Source organism: Pseudoalteromonas sp. Angola-30 (genome assembly GCF_028599215.1).
GTDB lineage: Bacteria > Pseudomonadota > Gammaproteobacteria > Enterobacterales > Alteromonadaceae > Pseudoalteromonas > Pseudoalteromonas atlantica.
The window spans coordinates 1-21,942 of record NZ_JAQREI010000011.1 but is presented as its reverse complement, the minus strand read 5'-3'; the positions used below and the strand labels follow the sequence as shown (position 1 = coordinate 21,942).

General features: G+C 40.7%; 21 protein-coding genes. 18 read left to right on the top strand and 3 right to left on the bottom strand.

Features of this window, described 5'->3' with window-relative positions:
* Positions 1-104: 104 nt before the first annotated feature.
* Complete coding sequence (locus PSH54_RS13715) at positions 105-2,474, bottom strand: bifunctional diguanylate cyclase/phosphodiesterase (protein ID WP_054983093.1); 2,370 nt, start codon at positions 2,472-2,474, stop codon at positions 105-107.
* A gap of 214 nt (positions 2,475-2,688) precedes the next feature.
* On the opposite strand from PSH54_RS13715, the gene pyrC reads away from it, so the two are divergent.
* The 9 genes from pyrC (at position 2,689) to PSH54_RS13670 (ending at position 11,371) form a co-directional block, all read left to right on the top strand.
* Positions 2,689-3,738, top strand: a complete 1,050-nt coding sequence (pyrC, locus tag PSH54_RS13710; protein ID WP_096041495.1) for a dihydroorotase — start codon at positions 2,689-2,691, stop codon at positions 3,736-3,738.
* 464 nt (positions 3,739-4,202) lie between these two features.
* Positions 4,203-4,406 carry a cold-shock protein gene (locus tag PSH54_RS13705; protein WP_004588138.1) on the top strand — a complete coding sequence of 68 codons (204 nt, stop codon included), beginning with the start codon at positions 4,203-4,205 and terminating at the stop codon, positions 4,404-4,406.
* Between the two features lie 887 nt (positions 4,407-5,293).
* Positions 5,294-6,064, top strand: coding sequence for a DUF3450 domain-containing protein (locus PSH54_RS13700; RefSeq protein WP_004588137.1), 771 nt, complete (start codon positions 5,294-5,296; stop codon positions 6,062-6,064).
* A 7-nt stretch (positions 6,065-6,071) separates the two neighbouring features.
* Positions 6,072-7,436, top strand: coding sequence for a MotA/TolQ/ExbB proton channel family protein (locus PSH54_RS13695; protein ID WP_004588136.1), 1,365 nt, complete (start codon positions 6,072-6,074; stop codon positions 7,434-7,436).
* A complete protein-coding gene (locus PSH54_RS13690) occupies positions 7,436-7,960 on the top strand; it encodes a MotA/TolQ/ExbB proton channel family protein (RefSeq protein WP_004588135.1) in 525 nt (174 codons plus the stop codon). The genes PSH54_RS13695 and PSH54_RS13690 overlap by 1 nt, the downstream gene beginning before the upstream one ends.
* A gap of 14 nt (positions 7,961-7,974) precedes the next feature.
* Positions 7,975-8,379, top strand: coding sequence for an ExbD/TolR family protein (locus tag PSH54_RS13685; RefSeq protein WP_004588134.1), 405 nt, complete (start codon positions 7,975-7,977; stop codon positions 8,377-8,379).
* Entirely contained in the window at positions 8,379-8,993 is a 615-nt protein-coding gene (locus tag PSH54_RS13680) for an energy transducer TonB (protein ID WP_004588133.1), read from the top strand. The genes PSH54_RS13685 and PSH54_RS13680 overlap by 1 nt, the downstream gene beginning before the upstream one ends.
* Positions 8,994-9,004: 11 nt before the next feature.
* Positions 9,005-10,264: a tetratricopeptide repeat protein gene (locus tag PSH54_RS13675; RefSeq protein WP_004588132.1), complete on the top strand. Its 1,260-nt coding sequence runs from the start codon at positions 9,005-9,007 to the stop codon at positions 10,262-10,264.
* 63 nt (positions 10,265-10,327) lie between these two features.
* A complete protein-coding gene (locus PSH54_RS13670; RefSeq protein WP_273586775.1) occupies positions 10,328-11,371 on the top strand; it encodes a hypothetical protein in 1,044 nt (347 codons plus the stop codon).
* Positions 11,372-11,375: 4 nt separating this feature from the next.
* Here PSH54_RS13670 and PSH54_RS13665 read toward each other — a convergent pair whose 3' ends face one another.
* Both PSH54_RS13665 and PSH54_RS13660 read right to left on the bottom strand, forming a co-directional pair.
* Positions 11,376-11,708 carry a TraR/DksA C4-type zinc finger protein gene (locus PSH54_RS13665; RefSeq protein WP_004588130.1) on the bottom strand — a complete coding sequence of 111 codons (333 nt, stop codon included), beginning with the start codon at positions 11,706-11,708 and terminating at the stop codon, positions 11,376-11,378.
* A 57-nt stretch (positions 11,709-11,765) separates the two neighbouring features.
* Positions 11,766-12,746 (bottom strand): tRNA-dihydrouridine synthase, encoded by a 981-nt coding sequence (locus PSH54_RS13660; RefSeq protein ID WP_273606351.1) that lies wholly within the window; start codon positions 12,744-12,746, stop codon positions 11,766-11,768.
* A 227-nt stretch (positions 12,747-12,973) separates the two neighbouring features.
* Between PSH54_RS13660 and PSH54_RS13655 the strand changes: the two genes are divergently transcribed.
* From PSH54_RS13655 to PSH54_RS13615, 9 genes are all read left to right on the top strand, one after another.
* Complete coding sequence (locus tag PSH54_RS13655) at positions 12,974-13,357, top strand: HvfA family oxazolone/thioamide-modified RiPP metallophore (protein WP_273606350.1); 384 nt, start codon at positions 12,974-12,976, stop codon at positions 13,355-13,357.
* Between the two features lie 83 nt (positions 13,358-13,440).
* On the top strand, positions 13,441-14,298 hold the full coding sequence (locus tag PSH54_RS13650; protein WP_443197775.1) for an HvfB family MNIO-type RiPP peptide maturase: 858 nt from the start codon (positions 13,441-13,443) through the stop codon (positions 14,296-14,298).
* 10 nt (positions 14,299-14,308) lie between these two features.
* Positions 14,309-15,061 (top strand): HvfC family RiPP maturation protein, encoded by a 753-nt coding sequence (locus PSH54_RS13645; RefSeq protein WP_273606349.1) that lies wholly within the window; start codon positions 14,309-14,311, stop codon positions 15,059-15,061.
* Positions 15,062-15,133: 72 nt separating this feature from the next.
* Entirely contained in the window at positions 15,134-15,256 is a 123-nt protein-coding gene (locus tag PSH54_RS13640; protein ID WP_004588125.1) for a hypothetical protein, read from the top strand.
* A 172-nt stretch (positions 15,257-15,428) separates the two neighbouring features.
* The gene (gene apt, locus PSH54_RS13635) at positions 15,429-15,974 is read left to right on the top strand and encodes an adenine phosphoribosyltransferase (RefSeq protein ID WP_004588124.1); all 546 of its coding nucleotides are present in this window, start codon (positions 15,429-15,431) and stop codon (positions 15,972-15,974) included.
* 3 nt (positions 15,975-15,977) lie between these two features.
* The gene (gene dnaX / locus PSH54_RS13630; RefSeq protein WP_273606348.1) at positions 15,978-18,446 is read left to right on the top strand and encodes a DNA polymerase III subunit gamma/tau; all 2,469 of its coding nucleotides are present in this window, start codon (positions 15,978-15,980) and stop codon (positions 18,444-18,446) included.
* A 59-nt stretch (positions 18,447-18,505) separates the two neighbouring features.
* Positions 18,506-18,832 carry a YbaB/EbfC family nucleoid-associated protein gene (locus PSH54_RS13625; RefSeq protein ID WP_004588122.1) on the top strand — a complete coding sequence of 109 codons (327 nt, stop codon included), beginning with the start codon at positions 18,506-18,508 and terminating at the stop codon, positions 18,830-18,832.
* A 6-nt stretch (positions 18,833-18,838) separates the two neighbouring features.
* Positions 18,839-19,447 (top strand): recombination mediator RecR, encoded by a 609-nt coding sequence (gene recR / locus PSH54_RS13620; RefSeq protein WP_004588121.1) that lies wholly within the window; start codon positions 18,839-18,841, stop codon positions 19,445-19,447.
* A 266-nt stretch (positions 19,448-19,713) separates the two neighbouring features.
* Entirely contained in the window at positions 19,714-21,606 is a 1,893-nt protein-coding gene (locus PSH54_RS13615; RefSeq protein ID WP_273606347.1) for an MFS transporter, read from the top strand.
* Positions 21,607-21,942: the final 336 nt, after the last annotated feature.

The window sequence follows — 21,942 nt, the reverse complement described above, 5'->3', positions numbered from 1 at the left end:
TTTATTACTTCAAAACTAAGCGCTTAAATAAACGAATGGGTATTACGGGGCTTACTTTTTACACCTTTTTGGTTGTGAAAAAGTAAGCCTTTGGATACCAGCTACTAAAGCGGTTTGTGGATAAGCTTAATGGCGTGTTGTGCTGTAACTGGTTTTGACTTTAAAAAGCCTTGCCCGTAATTACATTGAGTGGCTTGTAAAATATTTAGTTGCTCTTGGGTTTCGATTCCCTCAGCCACAACTTCAAAGTTTAGTGATTGCGCTAATGAGAGAATGGCCTCTACTAACGGGTTATTGGTTTTGTTGAGGTGATCGATAAAGCTTTTATCTATTTTTAAAATATGAATAGGTAATTGGTGTAAGTAACCAAGTGCTGAGTATCCAGTACCAAAGTCATCTAAGCATAACTTTACTTTAAGTGGGGCTAGCCCTTCTATTATTTGAGTTGCTAAATCAAGGTTAGCAATAAGCCCTGATTCAGTGATTTCTAAACACAACGACCCTAAAGGCAGTTGGTATTTATTATATAATGCGTGAACTTGGGCAACAAAGTCGAGGCTGGCAAAATGACGCGATGACACATTGACCGTTACTTTTAAAAAGCGATGCCCTAATGTGTGCCAGTGCGCAATATGTTGTGCAGCAAGGTCAAGCAAGTGCAAATCGAGGTTAATAATTTGCCCGGTGGTTTCGGCTATCGGAATAAACTCATTTGGTGGCACAAACCCTTTTTTTGGATGGTGCCATCTCACTAATGCCTCAAAGCCGACAACTTCGCTTGTCGCTATAGTAAAAATAGGCTGAAAATAAAGCTCAAATTCGTTGTGTTCAATGCCGTGTTGTAAGTCGTTTTCTATATCGGCATGTGTTTTGAGCTTTTTACGCATGGTGTTATTAAAAAACTTAACTTGGCCACGCCCGCTTGATTTAGCTTCGTACATAGCGGCATCGGCTTGCTGTAATAACAAATAGGCTTTATCGTCGCTGCTTTCACTAAAGGCGATGCCAATGCTGGTTGATGCTTGCAATAAATGACTATCCACATTAAGTGGCTTAGCAAGGGCTGTGTTTATTCGTTTTAACGCTTCGCTAACCTGGTTTCGGTGCGTGATGTTTTCCATAAAAATAGCAAATTCGTCGCCACCAAGGCGTGCAAACGTATCGGTGTTTCTTACGGTGCCTTTTATTAGCTCACAAATTTTAATTAAAAAGTGATCGCCAACCTCATGGCCAAGCGAATCATTAATACTTTTAAATCGATCAAAATCTAAATAAAGCAAGGCGTGGCTCGTGCCTTTTTTAACACGCGATAAACGCAAAATTGCATGTTTAATACGCTCAATAAGTAACGAGCGATTAGCGAGGCCTGTTAGCTCATCATGCAAAGCTTTGTGTTCAAGCTCTTGCCTTGCAAGCTGCCTATCTATGGCCATACTAATTTGCCTACTTACGTAGGTTAAAAGGGCGCTGTCGTGTTCGTTATAATGCAGCTTTTTATCGTAACTTTGAACAACAATTACACCGCTTATTCTATCATTTGCTTTAAAAGGCACACCTAGCCAGGATTCAGAAAGACGGCCAACAAGCTTAAAGTCGCCGTTATTTATATGTTGCTGATAATCGTTTTGATTTAATAGCAATACACGGTCTGATTTTAGTAGGTAATACGAAGCTGTGTCTTTTAATTGCTCTTTTGATATTTTTTTGTGGGCGTGCGTTTGAATGCCTTCTTCAACGATGTAAACCAAATCGAGTATGTCTACTTGCTTATCGTAAAGGGCAATAAAAAAGTTATCTGCAGGAAGTAAGCTATTTATTATGCTGTGAAGAGCTTCAAAAAAGGTATCTAGGTTACTGGCTTTATACGTTAAATTAGCGATTTGCAGTAAGCTGTTTTCAAGCTTTTGCGCATCATTTAACTGTTTTACTGTGTGCGTTAAGCTATTGACCGTGTTTACTTGGTTTAGCTTAGCACTTAATAAATGCGCAACCGTGGTTAATATTTCTAGATGGGCGTTTGTGAAGTAGTTTTTTATTGGATGTTCACAATCAATAACCCCTAAAACATGATCCTTGTATATAAGTGGCACACATAACTCTGATTGAGCAGGGCGTTCATCAGCAATGTAGCGAGGGTCTTGCGTAACATCGCCAATAATAATAGCTGTGCCTGTACGGGCGACATAACCGGTTATACCTTCGTTAAAGCCAATAATTTTACGCTCTGCTTGGTATTCGTCTCTGGCGTGGGTTATGCCCATAGAAGCGACTTGATTTAGCTGTAAACGTGTTTCATCAGCTAGGTAAATAACACAATCAACAAACCCAAGGCGGTTTACTACTTGAGTGGTTACATACTCAAATAACTCTTCTAGGGTATCGAGCTGTAATAAGCTTGAGGAAAACTGATTTATTATGCTCAGTTGTTCAGTTTTAACTTCGAGCGCTTTATAGGTATCGATATGATTCGACATAGGGTAATTTTATTCTTTTTATTTGTATTAGCACTGATAAGTTAACCCAAATTTAAAGCATGTTCAAAATAAAACGCTTAAACGAGTGTAATCGTCGTTAAACTTAAACCCAATAGTATTTTGCAGCACCCATAGAGGGGAATAGTTTAGATAACACTTTACTAGGTCTTTCCATATGCCTATGATCGGATAAATTCAGCCGTGGAAAAAAGTAATGAGCATTAATACCGATTCAAAAAACACATTAACCATAACTCGTCCTGATGATTGGCATGTCCATTTACGTGATGGTGAGCAACTTAAAGATACAGTACGCGATATTAGCCGCTACATGGGCCGCGCCATCATAATGCCAAACCTTGTACCGCCAGCAACGAGCACTGATTTAGCGCTAGCTTATCGAGAGCGAATTATGGCAGCGGGGCCGCAGGGCAACTTTGAACCCTTAATGGTGCTTTACCTAACCGATAAAACCACACCTGAAGAAATTAAAAAAGCCAAAGCAACGGGTAAAATTGTTGCTGCCAAGTTGTACCCAGCAGGGGCAACCACTAACTCAGATTCAGGGGTTACATCAGTAAAGAATATTTACCCTGTATTTGAAGCGATGCAAGACGTGGGCATGCTGTTATTAGTGCATGGTGAGGTGACTGATTCATCAATAGATATTTTTGATCGTGAAAAAGTATTTTTAGAGACGATTTTAGGCGATGTTGTAGCGGATTTTCCAAATCTGAAAATAGTGCTTGAACACATTACGACAAAAGACGCCGTTGATTTTGTAACAGCCGCGCCGCAAAATGTGGCGGCAACTATTACCGCGCATCACTTATTGTATAACCGTAATCACATGTTAGCTGGTGGCATACGTCCGCATTATTACTGTTTACCTATTTTAAAGCGCAATATTCACCAACAAGCATTAATGGCGGCAGCTATAAGTGGAAATAAAAAGTTCTTTTTAGGGACTGACTCAGCACCACATTATAAAGATAAAAAGGAAGCGGCATGCGGTTGTGCTGGCGCCTATACAGCACATGCTGCGATTGAACTTTACGCCGAAGCCTTTGAAGAGGCGGGCGCACTGGATAAATTAGAGGGCTTTGCAAGCCATTTTGGGCCTGACTTTTACGGACTTGCCCGTAACACCGATACAATTACCCTAGAGAAAAGCCCTTGGCAAGTTCCCGCAAGTTACACACTTGGTGACTCACAAGTCGTGCCTATTAAAGCAGAAGCTACGATTGACTGGCAGGTTAAGTAAAGTGTATTAAATTAGCATTGTATTAAAGCCGTATAGCTTGCTGTACGGCTTTTTATTTGCTTGAAATTCAACCTTCACGCGAGTTTTAACGCTCTTTACGAGGTACTTTATTTGTTAAGCTAAGCTGTTATACATGAATTGTTACAATTACGAGCAAGAAAGCTGCCGTTTTTTGTTCAATTTTAGCTTTAAAAATAACCACTTACGTATAATGCTTTATTTATTTTTGTTCTGAGTAAATAAATCTTAATTAATAGAGCCAAAAAAAAATTAATGTGTTAACCTTAACTTGCTTTGAGTTTTTGCGTATTGAATTTACGGATATTGTGCTGCGTTTAAGGTTACCGGTTAGGTTAAAACTTGTTCCTGTACTATACCTCCAGAATTTTGGGCACTGACTCAGGGAGGATATAGCCATAATAATATGGCTGAATTTTAATTATTGACTTACAGGAAAATTTAGTATGTCGGTTACTGGTAAAGTAAAATTTTTCAACGAAGCTAAAGGCTTTGGTTTCATTGAACAAGAAAATGGTCCTGACGTGTTTGTACATTTCAGCGCAATCACTGGTTCTGGTTTTCGCACTCTTAGCGAAGGTCAAGCAGTGACTTTCAGCATCAAACAAGGTCAAAAAGGCCCTGAAGCTGAGAACGTAGAAGTAGCATAATTTTAATTATGTGAACCTTAGTTCATCTTGGTGAAGCAGTTTTCTGTTTCACCATAATTCCTCAAAATCTTCCTCATTGTTTATACATTCCCTAATATTGTTTCTACACTCCTTAATATTGTTTCTACACTCCTTAATACAGTCAAACGTTTAAATTTAACTTCTTGCTATAGCTTCAAACACGTTTAACATATTTCCCATTTTGCTAGTTAATATCCCCGTTAAAAAGTAACGCCGCTTTAATACATTAACAGCTCACAATCTGCATACTTTCACCAAGCTTAGAGAATACATTTAGCACACGCATAGTGTGTATTAAAAAACCGTGTAATTAACTGAGTGTTTTACTGGCTTTAATAAGGCTTAACTTGGGCTTAGCAAAGTTAAAGCCATTAACTTAAATGCAGTAATATTTATACATCATCTCAAAACCACTTTCGAATTGTTGTATTTTTATACGATGAAGCGCAGGATTTGTAAGTTAAGATGTGTTTTTAGCCTAATTTAACCAAATCTAGTTCATCAAATTGTCACATTTTTATTATTTTTGTTTTTTTTTAAGGTGCAATTCAGTTTTGTTTAGATGTTGCATTTTTGTTTCATGTAAGTGTCTAATTTTTAACTAGTGTTTAATTTTAAAGGGGCTATATAATGCTAAAACGGCTTAATACTGGTTGCATTTATGTTAACAGTATTTTTTGTAATACTTTAGTTTTAGCTTTTTCAAGGTATTTATTTACTTAGAATAGCTAACATCAAGTTGACAGGGCGTATTGCATTTAGCATTATTGGAGGGTTGATATCTATTAAAAGATATCAGGGTTGTCATCCTTAATAAGGTTGATAATTAAATTATAAAAGTAACATTACTTAATTGGTTGGGAACTATGTCTGTTAAAATCAGAAAGAGTCTTGTAGCATCTGCGTTGGTTGGCGCTTTTGCATTTGCAAGCAGCAATGTGATTGCAGATCCTTTGAATGACGTGCAAAAAGCAGGTCAGCAAATTCAAAAGGCTGCTGTTAAGTCTCAAACTAAAATTGACAACGTATACGGTCAAACTCAAGAGCTAATCGCTGAGTACCGTAGTATTGTTGATGAGACTGAACTTATGAAAGTGTACAACGATCACGTAGCACGTTTGGTCGCTGACCAAAATGCGTCAATCGAATCGTTTGACCGTCAAATCGCTACTATCGACAACACTAAACAAAACGTTGTGCCTTTGATGTATCGCATGATCGATACGCTTGAGCAATTCATCAAAGCGGACGTTCCGTTCAATCTTGATTCTCGTCTAGCTCGTGTAGAAAGACTTCGTGAAATCATGGCTTCTGCGTCTGTAACGACGTCTGAGAAATTCCGCCAAGTTCTTGAAGCATACACAGTTGAAACTGCTTACAGCTCGGCTGTAACTGCTTCTCAAGGTACTTTAGAAGTTGATGGTAAAAACATTAACGTTGATATCGGTCGTTTAGGTCGTATCACTTACGTAGCACAATCTTTTGACTTAAAACACGCTTGGGTGTGGGACAACAACACTAAAGAGTGGAAAGAATTAGGTGAAGAATACCTAAAACCAGTTAAAGAAGTGATTCGTATGGCGCGTAAGCAAGCGACACTAGAACTTGTTAAACTACCAATCTTTGGCGCGGAGTAATCGAATAATGAAGAAACTATTTAAAGGTTTTGCTGTTGCAGCAGTACTATCTGTTTCTGCAGGTACCGCGCTTAATGCACATGCAAATACTGATGCTTTAGATAAAATTCTTGAGCAAGTAAAGCAAGAACGTATCTCTGAAGGTAAAATCAATAAGCAACGTGAGCAAGAGTTCTTATCAGAACGTGCTGACAAGCAAGCATTACTTAACAAAGCAAAAAGCCAATTAGCGTCTGAAAAAGCACGCGGTGACAGCTTAGCTAAGCAATATGCACAAAACGAAAATACATTAGCTGAAAAAGAGCAAGCGCTTCAAAACGCACAAGGTACTCTTGGTGAAATGTTTGGTGTTGTACGTCGTGCAGCGCAAGACGCTATCGGTTCTATCGAAGCTTCACTAGTAAGTGCTGAAAAGCCAGGCCGTGCAGAAGTACTTCGTTCATTAGCAGCAGCTAAAGAACTTCCAACAGTTCGTGAACTTGAAGAACTTTGGATTGCACTTCAAACAGAAATGACTGAGTCAGCAAAAGTTTCTACTTTTGAAACTGAAGTGTCAGGTCTTGACGGTAACTCTACAGTTAAGCAAGTAACACGTATCGGTAACTTTAACTTAGTTACTGACGAAGGTTACTTAATCTACTCGCCAGAGACAAAATCTATTCAGCCTTTAGGTAAACAACCTGATAGCTACATTTTAGATGGTATCTCTGCTCTTGAAGGTACTTCTTCTGACAATTACGCTGGCGTATACATTGACCCGACTCGTGGTGCAATCTTACGTATCAACACGCAGAAGAAAACGCTTATGGAATACTACGAGCAAGGTGCTGAAGTTGGTTACATCATCACAGTTTTATTAGCTGTTGGTCTACTAATCTTCTTAGTACGTTTCGTTGACTTAGCGCTTACTACTTCTAAGATCAAGTCTCAGCTTAAAAACTTGTCTACACCGAATACAAACAACCCACTGGGTCGTATTCTTAAAGTGTACCATGACAACAAGAGCCAAGACGTTGAAAACCTTGAGCTTAAACTTGATGAAGCTATCTTACGTGAAACGCCACGTGTTGAAGCTGGCATCAACATCATCAAGATTCTTGCTGCAATCGCACCGTTACTTGGTCTACTAGGTACAGTAATCGGTATGATCTTAACGTTCCAAACAATCACATTGTTCGGTACGGGCGATCCGAAGATCATGGCTGGTAACATCTCTCTAGCTCTTGTAACTACAGCGCTAGGTCTAATTGCTGCACTACCACTTATCCTACTTCATTCAATTGTTGCAGGTCGTAGTAAGTCAGTATTACATATCCTTGATGAGCAAAGCGCGGGTATCGTTGCTACTCACGCGGAGAAGGAGAAAGCCTAATGCTAGTCCTGATGGAGATATGGGAATCTATCAGGGATTTTGTTGGCACAGGCGGCCAGGTATTATACGTGGTCGCGATAGCACTCTTTCTTATGTGGGTTTTAATGATTGAGCGCTATTGGTTCCTACTTGCTGAATTTCCTCGTTTAACGAAGGATATTGTAGCGAAGTGGGATGCCCGCCAAGACACTACGTCTTGGTACGCACACAGAATCCGTGAAGCATGGATTTCTGAAGCGTCTGAAAAATTAGATCAGCGTATGTTGTTGATTAAAACATTAGTAGCTGTTTGTCCTTTAATAGGCTTACTTGGAACTGTAACGGGTATGATCGCGGTTTTCGAAACCATGGCAACCCAAGGTACTGGTAATGCACGTTTAATGGCATCAGGTATTTCAATGGCAACAATCCCAACAATGGCTGGAATGGTTGCGGCACTATCTGGAGTTTTCTTTAGCTCACGCCTTGAGGCAAGAGCGAGAATGGTGAAAGCCAAACTTGTAGATAGCATGCCTCATCACTAGAGAGAGAATTAAATATGGCACGTAAACAACGTTTTCGTGAAGAAGAAGAAGCAGCGGTAGATATGACGCCAATGCTTGACATCGTATTTATCATGCTTATTTTCTTTATCGTAACTACATCGTTCGTTAAAGAGGCTGGTATCGAGGTCAATAAACCTAAAGCGGCCCAAGCTACGAAGCAAAAAAATGCTAACATTTTTGTTGCTATTCGCAGTGATGGTGCTATCTGGATTGATAAACAGCAAGTTGATGTTGAACGTGTTTCAGCAAAAATCGAAAGTTTATTAGCAGAACAACCTACTGATGTTGTGATTTTGCAAGCTGATAAAGAAGCAAAGCACGGCGTAGTGGTTAAAGTTATGGACCAGATCAAAGCGACAGGTGACAACCTGAGAATTTCAATAGCTGGAGATCAGTAATGATTCGTTTTCTGTTTTCACTGATTGCAGGTGGGGCAGTTACTTTCGGCTTGTTCTACTTCATGGCTTACCTCATCTCTGGTGGGGCTGACCGTAATACTGAACAAAAAGAGCAGATCATAGTCGAAATAATGACGAATCCGCCTGAATCTAAGGTGCAGGAGAGGAAGCGTGTTCCGCCTCCGCCTCCGCCACCGCCAAAGCAGCCGCCTAAACCGCAGCCGCCACAGCCGGAGAATAACAATCCTAACCCTGGTGCTATGTCATTTAACATGGGTAGCATTGATGTAGGAAGTTCGGCTGGTGGACTAAGTGGTCCAGGTGCATTTGGACGAGATGGTGATGCGACACCTATCGTTCGTATTGAACCAAAATATCCAACGCAAGCAGCGCGTGATGGTAAAGAAGGTTGGGTACAACTTTCGTTCACAATTGATGAGTTAGGTGGCGTGACTGACGTTCAAGTTATTGACGCAGAACCAAAACGTATCTTTGACCGTGAAGCTAAACGTGCATTACGCAAGTGGAAATACCGTCCTAAAATTATTGACGGTAAACCACAAAAACAAGTTGGTTTACAAGTTCAACTAGACTTTAAACTTAACCAAGGCTAAGGAGGCGAGTAATGAGAAATTTATCTAAAGTAACTGCTCTTGCAATTCTTATGTCTGTGTCAGGTGCAGCTATAACTGCACCTGTATTAGCAGCGCCGGATTACGCTAAAATTGAAGAGCGTAAAAAAGCCAAGACTAAAATCATGGGCGAGCGTACTGGTAAAAAGGTAATTAAAGCGTTTGACTTGTACAATGAAGACAAAATTGATGAAGCAATTGCCTTATTAAAAGAGATTGACGCATCTAACGACTTCGATAAAGCGACTGTAAATCGTTACTTAGGTAGCATGTACGCGCAAAAAGAGAAGTACGATGAAGCGATTAAATACTCTAGACAAGCTGTTGCCCCTGATATTTTAAACTTCGCAGATCACGAGCAAACTTTAAAGCTATTAGGTGATTTATACGCAGGTACTGAAAAGTTCCAAGAAGCCAAAAAAGCTTATACAGCTTGGATGGACTTCACCGGCGAAGAAGACCCTAAAGTGTATACTCGTATCGCGCAAGCTAACTATCAGTTAGGTCAGTTTCGTGATGTTTTTAAACCTGCCGACAAGGCAATCTCTTTACAAAAGGAGCCTAACAAGGCCCCTTACCAATTAAAATTAGGTTCTTACTTTGAACTTAAAGACTACGCCAACATGGTGAAAATTGGTGAAGAGATTGTACGAGTTTGGCCAGATGACAAAAAAGCCTGGGTTAGTTTAGGTAAATACTACCTACAAACCGAAGACTACTCTAAAGGTCTAGCGACCATGGAAGTAGCATTCAAAAATGGCTATTTTGAAGCGGAAGTCGATTACAAAGTACTTTCTAACTTTTACTCTTTAAACGAAATTCCATTTAAAGCGGCTAAAACCCTTGAAAATGCGATTAAAGAAGACAAAGTTAAGCGTACTAAGCAAAATGTTAACGCAATTGCTAGTAACTACCACCGTTCTAAAGACATCGAAAAAGCTGCTAAGTACTACGAAGAAGCTGCTAAATTTGACGACGATGCAGAGCTTTACCGCAAAGCAGGATCGTTACTTTTACAATCTGAGAACTTTAGTGCTGCTGTTGTTCGTTTGAACAAAGCGTTAGAGCTTGGCTCTGACAAAAAAGGCACCATTTATTCAGACTTAGCTGAAGCGTACTACTACCAAGCTAAATACAAGCAAGCTTATGCTGCTATTACTAAAGCAATGGACGACCCACGCACACGTAAGTTTGCTAAAGGTTGGTCTACATTTATTAAAGATAAAGCCGCTCGCAACGGTGTTAAAATTTAACTTTAATTTGTTTTAGCAATTATATAAAAAGCCCCTTTGGGGCTTTTTTTATTGGAATTTATAATGAATAAAACGCATCTTTTGTCTGTCCTATTTAGTCTGTTTTTGGTTGCTTGTTCAAAACAACCACCGCCTTTTGAATCTTATGATGCTGCGCAGCAGAGTATTAAAAGTTTAAATACGGCACTAAAGCCTGTGGGCACTGAAAGTGTATCCACTGAACAAGTACTGCCTTTTTCCTCAGCGTATTTATCGCTTCGTCATCAGATGTATCAGCGCCTACAAACAATGACTCTTTCAAACGCGCAAACACAGCAGCTAAATTACTTAATTATTGCTGAGCGTTTTCCTGAGCGCTTTTTCAGCTGGCCTGCACAGGTCAATGTGTTAGAGAACTTATTATCAGCGCAAATTCAAAGTACTAAGGCTAACGAGGTAATTGAGTGGCTTAAGTTCACTCAAGATCAATTAGACAGTGCGCTGCAAAGCAATTTGAGATTAAACAAGGTTGAATTAAACCTCCTGCAGGGTTACTTACAAACGTCACAATTAAAACAATCTAGCGTAAGCGATTTAAAAGCCCAGATTGCAGAGTTTAATGATTACTTGGCCCATTACAAACCAAGGGGGAGCATTGGCTTACGTGGACTTGCTAATGGCAGTGAATGGTATCAAAGTAAACTAAATTACTTCAGTGGGGCAGTTAAGTCGCCTTTGCAATGGGTTGATACTATTAATCAGCATCTTCAAATTGACTCGCATACTGCGCCTAATTTGAGCTATAACGAGCATCATAGTACTTCGTTTATTAGCCAATATTTAAGCAAGGCGCCAAAAGTAAAAGGGATTGATTGGCAAACTGATTACATGCTATTGCCAGCTATGGCTAAAAACAGCCAGCTGAGCCCAGAAGATAAAAGGCTAATGCTTGCGCTAATGGAAACCGATGTGGGCATACACTACCATGCATGGACTTTATCTCAGGCAAAAGTGAACTTAGTAAAACGATTAGCTATTTCACAGCGCGATGCGCAGTATTTAGTTGAAGATAGTGTGCTTTACCCAGGCCACGCTTTTAGTTTTGCCGAGCAACTATTAACACTTTAAACGCTTATGTGCGCTTAGCGCACATTTCACAACGCTGTGTTGCAGGGTCTTTTTTAAGTAACCGCTCAGAAATTGCTTCTTCACAATCGCAGCAATAGCCGTATTGACCAATATCAATTTGGCTTATTGCCGCTTCTAATTCTGTCAGCCTATTAACTAAAGTTTGATATTCAGGACCTAAGTGGTAGGTGGCCGTGTCAAGCCATTCGTTATGCTGGCTAGTTAATATAACGTCACGTAGCTTAAGATGGGCAGGGTGTGCAGATTGGCTCAGCATCGCTAATATTACTGATTTAACGTGTGCTATTTCACTGTGCAGTTGTTGCTGATAAAGCATATTGGTATAACCTTCATTTAGCGTTTCGTTATACCGGTATTATCTGAGCTGCGCTGCTTATACGCTATGATTTGAATCAAGTTGCGGAGACTTAGCGTATTTTTTTAAAACCTGTGCTACATCACCTTTTACTTTAAGACGTCTTATTTCATCAAATAGTGCATTGGCTTGTGGGTATTGGCGTTTTAGATAACCCAGCCATTGCTTAGTACGAGAGGCAAAATATTTTTCATCTTGTGTGGGGTCTTGATGAATAGCGGAGTGAATCAAATGATAAATTATATGTTCCCACTCTAGGCCTGTATATTGTTCATTATTAACATGAGCTTTAATTTTTTTCGCTAAATCAGGGTGAGAAAGCGCACCGCGCCCTAGCATTAAATCGCTACACTGGCTTCGGGTCTGGCAAAGTAGGGCATCTTCCACTTGCCAAATTTCACCATTGGCAACCACGGCTATGTTTTTACCTTTTATTAGCGGGGGGATTTTTTCCCAGTATGCAGGTGGGTTATAACCATCACGCTTAGTACGGGCGTGTATTGCAATACTATCTGCACCGGCGCTGACAACGGCATCTACAATTTCTTGGCTATTGCTATCATCATCAAAGCCCAAGCGTATTTTAGCGCTTACTTGATGTTTACTATCGACCGCATCCCTTACCGCTTTGATTATGTCATACATATGATCAGGGTCTTTTAGCAGTACAGCGCCCCCGCGGCTTTTATTTACCGTTTTTGCAGGGCAGCCAAAATTAAGATCTATACCGTGGGAGCCTAATTCGATAGCTCTAACCGCATTTTCTGCTAATACGTCGGCCACTTGCCCTAATAACTGTACGCGCACAGGAGTACCGGCTTTGGTTAAACCGTTATTATTGAGCTCAGGGCAATAGCGATGAAACACTTTAGCCGGTAAACATTTATCAATTACTCTAACAAATTCTGTTACGCATAGGTCAAAGCCACCAATATTGGTAAGAAGTTGGCGCATTTTAAAATCAACAACACCTTCCATAGGCGCTAAAACAAGTTTCATAGAGTATTTTTATTGAAAAAACGGGTGCGTAGTGTACCTGCAAAGTATGGTTTGATAAAACTTAAATTACTGCCCATATTTGTATGTATAAATTTAAAAGTAAAAAAAATGAAAATAAATGAAAGTTTTTATTTGATAGCGGGTCTATTTAATTATACAAGCAACGCATAATTGACAATAATTAGTTTGCGTTATCTTAATACACACTTATATAAGAGAGTCATACAATGAATACAGTAAAGAAAAACTCAATCGCGTTAACCTTAGGTGCAGTAGTTGTTGGCTCTGCAAGTTTTGCCTCTGCAGATGCACAAGCAAACCCATTTGAATTTCAACAGTTAGTAACCGGATACCAGCTTGATGCGGCAGAAGGTAAGTGCGGTGAAGGCAAATGTGGCGGCGACGCAAAAGGTAAAAAAGAAGGTAAGTGCGGCGAAGGCAAATGTGGTGGCGACGCAAAAGGTAAAAAAGAAGGTAAGTGCGGCGAAGGCAAATGTGGCGGCGACGCAAAAGGTAAAAAAGAAGGTAAGTGCGGCGAAGGCAAATGTGGCGGCGACGCAAAAGGTAAAAAAGAAGGTAAATGCGGCGAAGGCAAATGTGGCGGCCAATAACAGGCTGATTTAAGTACCTGATTTACTCAGATATACGTTATGCTAAAAGGGCCAAAAGGCCCTTTTTGTTTTAGGAGATAATGATGAGAGAAACACAAAACTCAGCATTTGGGATGGTGGGCTTAGGTCTTCGTCGAGAGATGCTTGATGAACTACTAGCGCATACACCAAAGCAAATTGATTTTATGGAAGTAGCGCCTGAAAACTGGCTTAAGCTGGGAGGGCGTTTTAAAAAACAATTTAAAACCTTAACTGACGCCAATAATTTTGTTTGCCATGGTTTATCGCTTTCTATCGGCTCGCCTGAACCTCTTGATATTGAATTTGTTAAATCGCTAAAAACGTTTTTTGATCAGCACAACATTAAACTATTCAGTGAGCACCTAAGTTACTGCTCTGGAAAAGCTCACATGTACGATTTAATGCCAATCCCTTTTACTGAAGATGCCATTGCACACGTTGTACCTCGCATCAAACAAGTGCAAGATATTTTAGAGCGCCAAATAGCCATCGAAAATGTCTCCTATTATGCGGCGCCTGGTCAGCAGTTATCTGAGCTTGAATTTACAAACACGATTTTAGAGCAAGCCGATTGTAAGCTACTCCTTGATGTAAATAATATTTATGTTAATTCAATTAATCATGGTTACAACGCCGAAGCGTTTTTATTAGGGTTACCTTCAAAACGCATTGCATATGGGCACGTAGCTGGGCACTACAATGAAGCCGATGATTTAATTGTTGATACCCACGGCGCGGATGTTATTGACCCCGTATGGGACTTGCTTGATAAAGCGTACCAAGCGCATGGGGTGTTTCCTACCTTATTAGAGCGTGATTTTAATATTCCAAGTATAAATACACTAACAAAAGAACTTGATATTATTCACGATTTACAAAATAAGCAGTTATGCGCATCGCCTACTCAGCAATTAGCATAAAGGAATAAATATGAGCTTTATTGACAGCCAAAATGAGTTTATGGCGCACATACGTGAGCCTGAGCATAACCCAAAGCCTAAAGATATTGAAGATAGACGCATGGCGATTTACCGCGACTTATTTTTTAATAATATTGCAGGGTTTATCTCATCTGGTTTTCCGGTGCTTAAAACTTTATATACACAGCAGCAATGGCAAAAATTAATAAGGGCATTTTTTAGTGAGCATGACTGTAAGTCGCCTTATTTTTTAGACATAGCAGGGGAATTTATTAATTACTTATCGAGCAGCTATACCCTGCAAGAGTACGATTATGCATTTATGCTGGAGCTGGCACATTATGAGTGGATAGAGCTTGATGTTTCCGTGGCTAATGAAGATACCAATGAGCAACGCTTAAAAAGCACTGAACTAACCAGTTCTACACTTTACTTATCGAGTGTAGCGCGTAATTTAAGCTACCAGTATGCGGTGCAAAATATCAGCACAGAGTATAAACCCAGCACGCCATCTGAGCAGCCTAATTACTTTGTTGTATACAGAGATGATAACGACGACGTACAGTTTTTAGCCACAAATGCAATGACCGCCTTGCTACTTTCAATAATAGAATCCAATGCGGGCATTGACTTTGAGAGTGTATGCCAGCAGGTTTTAGTCCACGCGCCCAATTTTAGTGAACAACAAATTGCGCATGGTGCGTTAAGTACGCTTAATGCAATGTGCGAGCGCGGTATTATCGTGACAAAAAATCAACATTAAGGTCTTTATAGATGTTTTTACTTCGTCTATCATGGCAGCCTTATTTGTCGTGCTTAAAAAAAGGTTATACCAATGTCAGATGATAAAGACTTTAAAGATCCGTTTAACGCTACTTACTTTATTGCTTTTTTAGCAGTTTTTGTGGGTATTGGCTGTTTAAATGCGATTTTAGGCTGGATCACAAGCCTAACTTAAAGCTCCTTGCTCTATTAAGGCTGTTGTTTATATCAGCCTTAAGCTTCTTTTCTTCCTCCACCCTTATAATTTTCAAACCACCTTGGTATTAATAACAGCAAACTCGCATTTTAACGTCAGTTAAGGTTATAATCAGCTGCTTTGAAATATAAACTATTGAGCAATTAAACTTATGACTCAAGTAACACCCGCTATTATTAAAAACAGTATCGCAACCATTGCCGACTATCCTAAACCAGGCATTATGTTTCGTGATGTAACAACACTAATGGCAAATCCAGAAGCCTTTAAAGCAACAATCGATGCTTTTATAAACGAATATAAAAACCAAGGCTTTACAAAGATTATTGGTACAGAATCTCGCGGCTTTATTTTTGGTGCACCGCTATCTTACGCGTTAGGGATCCCTTTTATTCCTGTTCGTAAGCCAGGCAAGCTACCACGCGAAGTGATTCGCCAAGATTACCTACTTGAATACGGTGAAGACACATTAGAGCTTCATGTTGATGCTATTGTCCCAGGCGACAAAGTATTATTAGTTGACGATTTATTAGCTACTGGTGGCACAATTGAAGCCACAGCAAAGCTAGTTGCAAAATTAGGCGGCACAGCCACTGATGCAGCGTTTGTTGTTTCATTACCAGAGCTTGGTGGTGAGCAGCGTATAGAAAAAATGGGTATTAAAATCTTAAAACTGGTTGAGTTTGAAGGCGAGTAATTGATGAGTTATCAGGTTCTAGCGAGAAAATGGCGTCCGCAAACCTTTCATGAATTGGTTGGCCAGTCTCATGTAAAGCAAGCGCTTGTTAATGCGCTAACGCAAAATAGACTGCATCACGCTTATTTATTCACTGGAACCCGTGGTGTGGGTAAAACGACCATTGCGCGTATTTTTGCTAAAAGCTTAAATTGTGATGAGGGTATATCGGCGTCTCCTTGTGGGCAATGTAGCAGTTGTACTGACATAGAAGCAGGGCGATACATTGACTTACTTGAAATCGATGCCGCTTCTCGCACCAAAGTAGAAGATACTCGTGAAATTCTTGATAACGTTCAATATGCCCCCACGCGTGGACGTTACAAAGTATACCTAATAGATGAAGTACACATGCTCTCTAAGCATAGCTTTAACGCGTTATTAAAAACGTTGGAAGAGCCGCCAGAGCATGTGAAATTTTTACTAGCAACCACTGATCCGCAAAAGTTACCTGTTACCATTTTATCACGCTGTTTACAGTTTAACTTAAATGCACTTTCGCAAAGCGAAATTAAAACTCAGCTTGAGCATGTACTTACTCAAGAGGAGTTAAACTTTGATAAAGATGCGCTAAGTATTATTGCAAAAGCCGCCGATGGCAGTATGCGTGACGCGTTGAGCTTAACCGACCAAGCTATTGCGCAAACCAACGGCGACATAAACAATCAAGCCGTACAAGCTATGCTTGGTTTAATGGACACACATTACAGCCAAAGTTTGCTTGCTGCTTTGTTAGCACAAGATGGTGGCGCACTGATGGACGAAATAGCCCAAGTAGCGAGCCGTAATCCTAACTATATTGCACTACTTGATGATTTAATTGCATTAACTCACCTTATTCAATTAACTCAGCTTGTCCCGCAAGCAGCGCAACTTGATGATAAAAACGCCGATTATGTTAGTCATGTTGCACAGCACACCCAGGCTCAACAAATACAGGTTTATTACCAGTTACTATTAAACGGTAAAAAAGACTTACAATGGGCGCCAGAGCCTCGTTTAGGCTTTGAAATGATAATGCTGCGTTTATTAGCATTTGAATCTGCAGGTACAACGCCTGCTCAATCGCTTCCTGAGCCTAGTGACACACCAAGTGCTACAACGCCTGCGCCAACCAGTAGTAAAGGCCGTGCCGATGCGCTGCGTGATATATTAAATAAAAATAAAACACCATCGCAAGACGAAACCCCTGCTCCGCAAGTAATGGTTGAGAAAAGCCAAAACCAAAGCACTGCGCAAAGCCAAACAATTGATGAACCAGTAGAGCAACCGCCCACAGAGCAGCTAACACGCTCGCCAAGTGAGCAACACAGCAACAGCGCATCAGCTGCGGCTCAAAGCCCGCAAAACGATATACCGAGCCCTGTGCAGCAAAGTGCGCACATAGCTAAGAGTGACGATGCTGCTGAGCGCCAAAGTGAAGACGATGCTTATCTGCAACACAGTAATATGGAGCAAAGCTTAGCTGCACAATTTGATGATGTTATGAGCAGTGCGGTAGATCAAGGTTATAACCCTGCACCTGTAGCGCAACACACACAACCCGTGCCTGAAAACGCCGATGCTAAAGATAGCAGTGTGCGTGAACAAGAAGCTCAAGCACAATCAGCAATTGCGCGAATTTTACGGGATAGAAATATATCGGGGGCAGGCAGGCTTTCTGGGGGGAGTGTAAATACCCCTGAGCAAGCGCAAACACCAAAAACACCTGCCCAAGCTACGCCTAACAGCGAAGCAAAGCCACACAATACAAGCCCGCAAGCGAGTGAGTCACAAAACGATTCACCGCCATGGCATGACCATGCGCAAGGCGATAGCGAAAAAAAGCCAACGCTCCCAGTAACAGGGAGCCAAACGCCAGCTGAGCCAGTAACGCAAAGCCAGCCAGCGCGTAAGGTTGATTTTAAAGAAAAGCATCAAACAATTACTGAAAACTTAGCGCCTGAGCTGCTGGAGCAAATTAATCCGCAAAAAAAGCCTGAGGTAATAGAGCAAGAGCCCGCTATACCGGTCCCAGATGATTTTCAAAGCCCAATTAGCGAGATTAAATTTGCGCATCAGCAAGATGAGTGGGCTTATTTAATTAAGCGTATGGGGCTTGGTGGGCGAATGCGCCAATTTGCATTACACTCGATTTTTACCAAGCAAGGCGACAGTTTACATATTGACGTGGATGAATCGCAAAAACACTTAGATACGCCCATGCTTAGGCAAAAGCTCGATGCGGCGTTATCAAGCATATACGGGCATAACGTATCGCTGAGTATTAACTTTGCAAAAGGGGTGATTGACTCGCCTTATTTAATTCAGCAAAAAATAGATGCAGGGCGTCATCAGCAAGCAATTGATGTGATCACATCTGATGAAAACATAGTACAATTTCAGCAGCTATTTAGCGCCGAAATTGACGAAAACAGTATTCAGGCATTGTAATTAAATACAATCGCCCTTATCTTCATGACAACTAGAGTTTAAAAGAAAGAGAGAAAATTATGTTTAAAGGTGGAATGGGTAACATGATGAAGCAAGCGCAGCAAATGCAAGAGCGCATGCAAAAAGCCCAAGACGAAATCGCGACAATGGAAGTTGTTGGCGAAGCCGGCGCAGGCCTTGTAAAAGTAACCATGCTTGGTAATCATAACGTGCGTCGTGTTGAGCTTGATGAAAGCCTTATGGAAGACGACAAAGACATGATTGAAGATTTACTTGCTGCAGCATGTAACGATGCTGTTCGCCGCGTTGCTGACGAAACGCAAGAGCGTATGGGCAAAGTAACTGGCGGTATGCAATTACCACCAGGTATGAAAATGCCGTTTTAAGCAAATATGCAACTTTCAGATAGTTTAACGCAGCTTATAGAAGCGCTACGTTGCCAACCGGGTATTGGTCCTAAGTCGGCTCAGCGCATTGCGTTTCATTTATTAGAGCGCGATCGTAAAGGCGGTACTCAACTTGGTAACGCATTGACCAAAGCCATGGGCGCGGTTGGGCATTGTCAGTCGTGCCGCACTTTTACTGAGCAAGCGCAGTGTGATATTTGCTTAAGTACAAAACGCCAAGACAGTGGTGTGCTGTGTGTTGTTGAATCGCCTACCGATGTGTTGGCAATAGAGCAAACAGGCCAATACCTTGGTTTATATTTTGTACTTATGGGGCATTTATCGCCAATTGACGGTATTGGCCCTAAAGAAATAGGCCTTGATATACTTGAACAAAAGCTCTCGCATGGCGGTATTAACGAAGTGATTTTAGCTACCAACCCTACGGTTGAGGGCGAAACCACTGCACATTATATTGCCCAGCTTTGCCATAAATATAAAGTAGGGGCCTCGCGTATAGCGCATGGTATACCTGTTGGTGGCGAGCTTGATTTAGTAGATGGCACTACGTTAATGCATGCATTTAGTGGCCGCCGAGCGGTTATGCAGGACTAACACAACTATCTGAAATCGTTTTAAAAGCCTACATAGTAAAATATGTGGGCTTTTTTGTGTTTGCTATTTAATTACCGTATAACGTGTGTGAGTTTGCCGGTAATCATATTAAATTAATAAATGAGTTAAACTTGGCGACGTTGTGTTATAAATTATTGACTAACAACAACTAGATAACGTGATAGTTGCACGGCTCACGCGCCTTAAAAATATCGCTCAAGTTGCTATAAAAACATCAGGAATTTATCTGATTAGTAAGGAGTACTATGCAAAATAATAAACACGACAATAAAGGCGGTTTACTCAGCAGTAAGCGCTTTTTACCGCTATTTGTAACGCAGTTTTTGTCGGCTATGAATGATAATGTGTATAAGCAATCCGTGCTTATAATGTTAGTGTTTCAAGCTGCAACCCTTGGCGATGGTGCGCTGTATTCAAACCTTGCAGCGGGCTTATTTATATTACCGTTTTTTTTATTCTCAGGAATGGCGGGGCAATTAGCCGAAAAAACAGAAAAATCAAAGCTGATCCGGCTTGTTAAATTTTGCGAAATACCGATTATGGTTATTGGCGCAGCCTCTATTTTTACGCAATATGTATGGTTAATGCTGACCACCGTGTTTTTTATGGGCTTGCAAAGTACTTTTTTTGGCCCGCTTAAGTATTCAATATTGCCGCAGCATGTGGCGCCTAACGAATTAACAAAAGCCAATGGCCTGGTTGAGTCTGCCACTTTTGTCGCTATTTTAATTGGTACTATTTTTGGCACCTATTACATTACCCAAACAACAGGTCCAACTATTATTAGTATTGCCGTGTTGATACTTGCGGTACTTGGCTTTTTCAGCAGCCGCTTTATTCCTATAAGTCAAGCCAATAATCCTAATTTGCACTTTACCTATAATATTTTTTCATCCACTAAAAATGTATTTAAAGCGCTTAACGCTCAAACAGAATCGGTTGGTAAATCGGTGTTGGGTATAAGCTGGTTTTGGCTAATAGGCGCGGTTATTTTAACGGCATTACCTAATTACGTTAAGCATGTAATGGGTGGCGATGAACTCGTGGTAACCAGTGCGCTGGTGGTGTTTTCGCTAAGCATTGCCGTGGGGTCTTTGTTGTGCGAAAAGCTCTCGCGCTCACGTATTGAGCTGGGCATTGTACCTTTTGGCGCTATTTTAATTACGCTATTTTTGTATTTACTAAGCCAAGAGCCGGCTATTAGTGAATATATCGCGCCCTCTGAAAACTTATTAACCCTAAAGCAAGTGCTCAATACGGGTGACATGGTATGGCATTTTGTTTGGATGGCAGGTATTGGTATTGCATCCGGCTTTTATACTGTGCCGCTGTATGCGCTTATTCAACAGCGTACCGAGGAGGCAAGTCGTTCACGGGTGATAGCTGCTAATAATGTGCTTAATGCGCTCTTTATGGTTGGCAGTGCCATATTAAGTATTGTAACGCTCTCTGTTTTAGAGTGGCATATCTCGTCGTTACTATTGCTTTTGGCGGCGCTTAACTTGCTTATCTCTATTTATATTTACACTAAGGTGCCGGAATTTTTCTTGCGCTTTGTTATCTATATTTTAGCCATATGCATGTATCGTGTGCGCACAAAAGGGCATGAAAATATTCCAAGCGAAGGCGCAGCCGTTATTGTGGCTAACCATGTTAGCTTTGTAGATTGGATGTTTATTTTAGCCACTTCGCCTAGGCCTATACGCTTTATGGTGTTTGCTCCCATTTATTACTCAAAAGCGCTGCATTGGCTATTTAAAATGGCAAAAGCTATTCCAATTGATAGCGAAAAAGCCAACCCAAAGGCGTTTTCAAAAGCATTTGATGAGGTTGCCGCAGCGCTTGAACGCGGTGAGTTAGTTGGTATTTTTCCTGAAGGAAAACTAACAAGTAATGGTGAAATGGACATGTTTAGGCGGGGCGTTGAGCGCATTATAGCGCGCACACCTGTGCCTGTTGTGCCCGTTCACTTAGGTGGCTTGTGGGGCAGTATGTTTAGCCGTAAAGCCAAGTGGCAACTACCACGCCTTAAATGGTCGTTAGTATCGGTGAGTGTGGGAGAGCCGATTGGCGCTGAGCAGGTAAGTGCTAATTATTTGCACGAACAAGTCAGTGCTTTAAAAAGCCCAGCACGCTAAAAATACACCGTAATTTAACTCTAAAAGCCACATTTTTATGTGGCTTTTTATTTATGTCAGCACAAAAGCTGCTTTTTTAAATTTTTCCCTTGAAGTTACTCCACCTCACCCCATATTAAGTGCATAACGCAGACACTTTGCTAATTGGAGATACATAAATGACTGCAGCACAAAAAGAAACATTAGGCTTTCAAACAGAAGTAAAACAACTATTAAACTTAATGATTCATTGCCTCTAGTCATCTACCGCTATTTATTTTTATCCCTCTTTTACCCCCTTTATTTCATCTAAAACAATAACTTAAATGTATAGCTAACACTCCTATCTACGGTTAT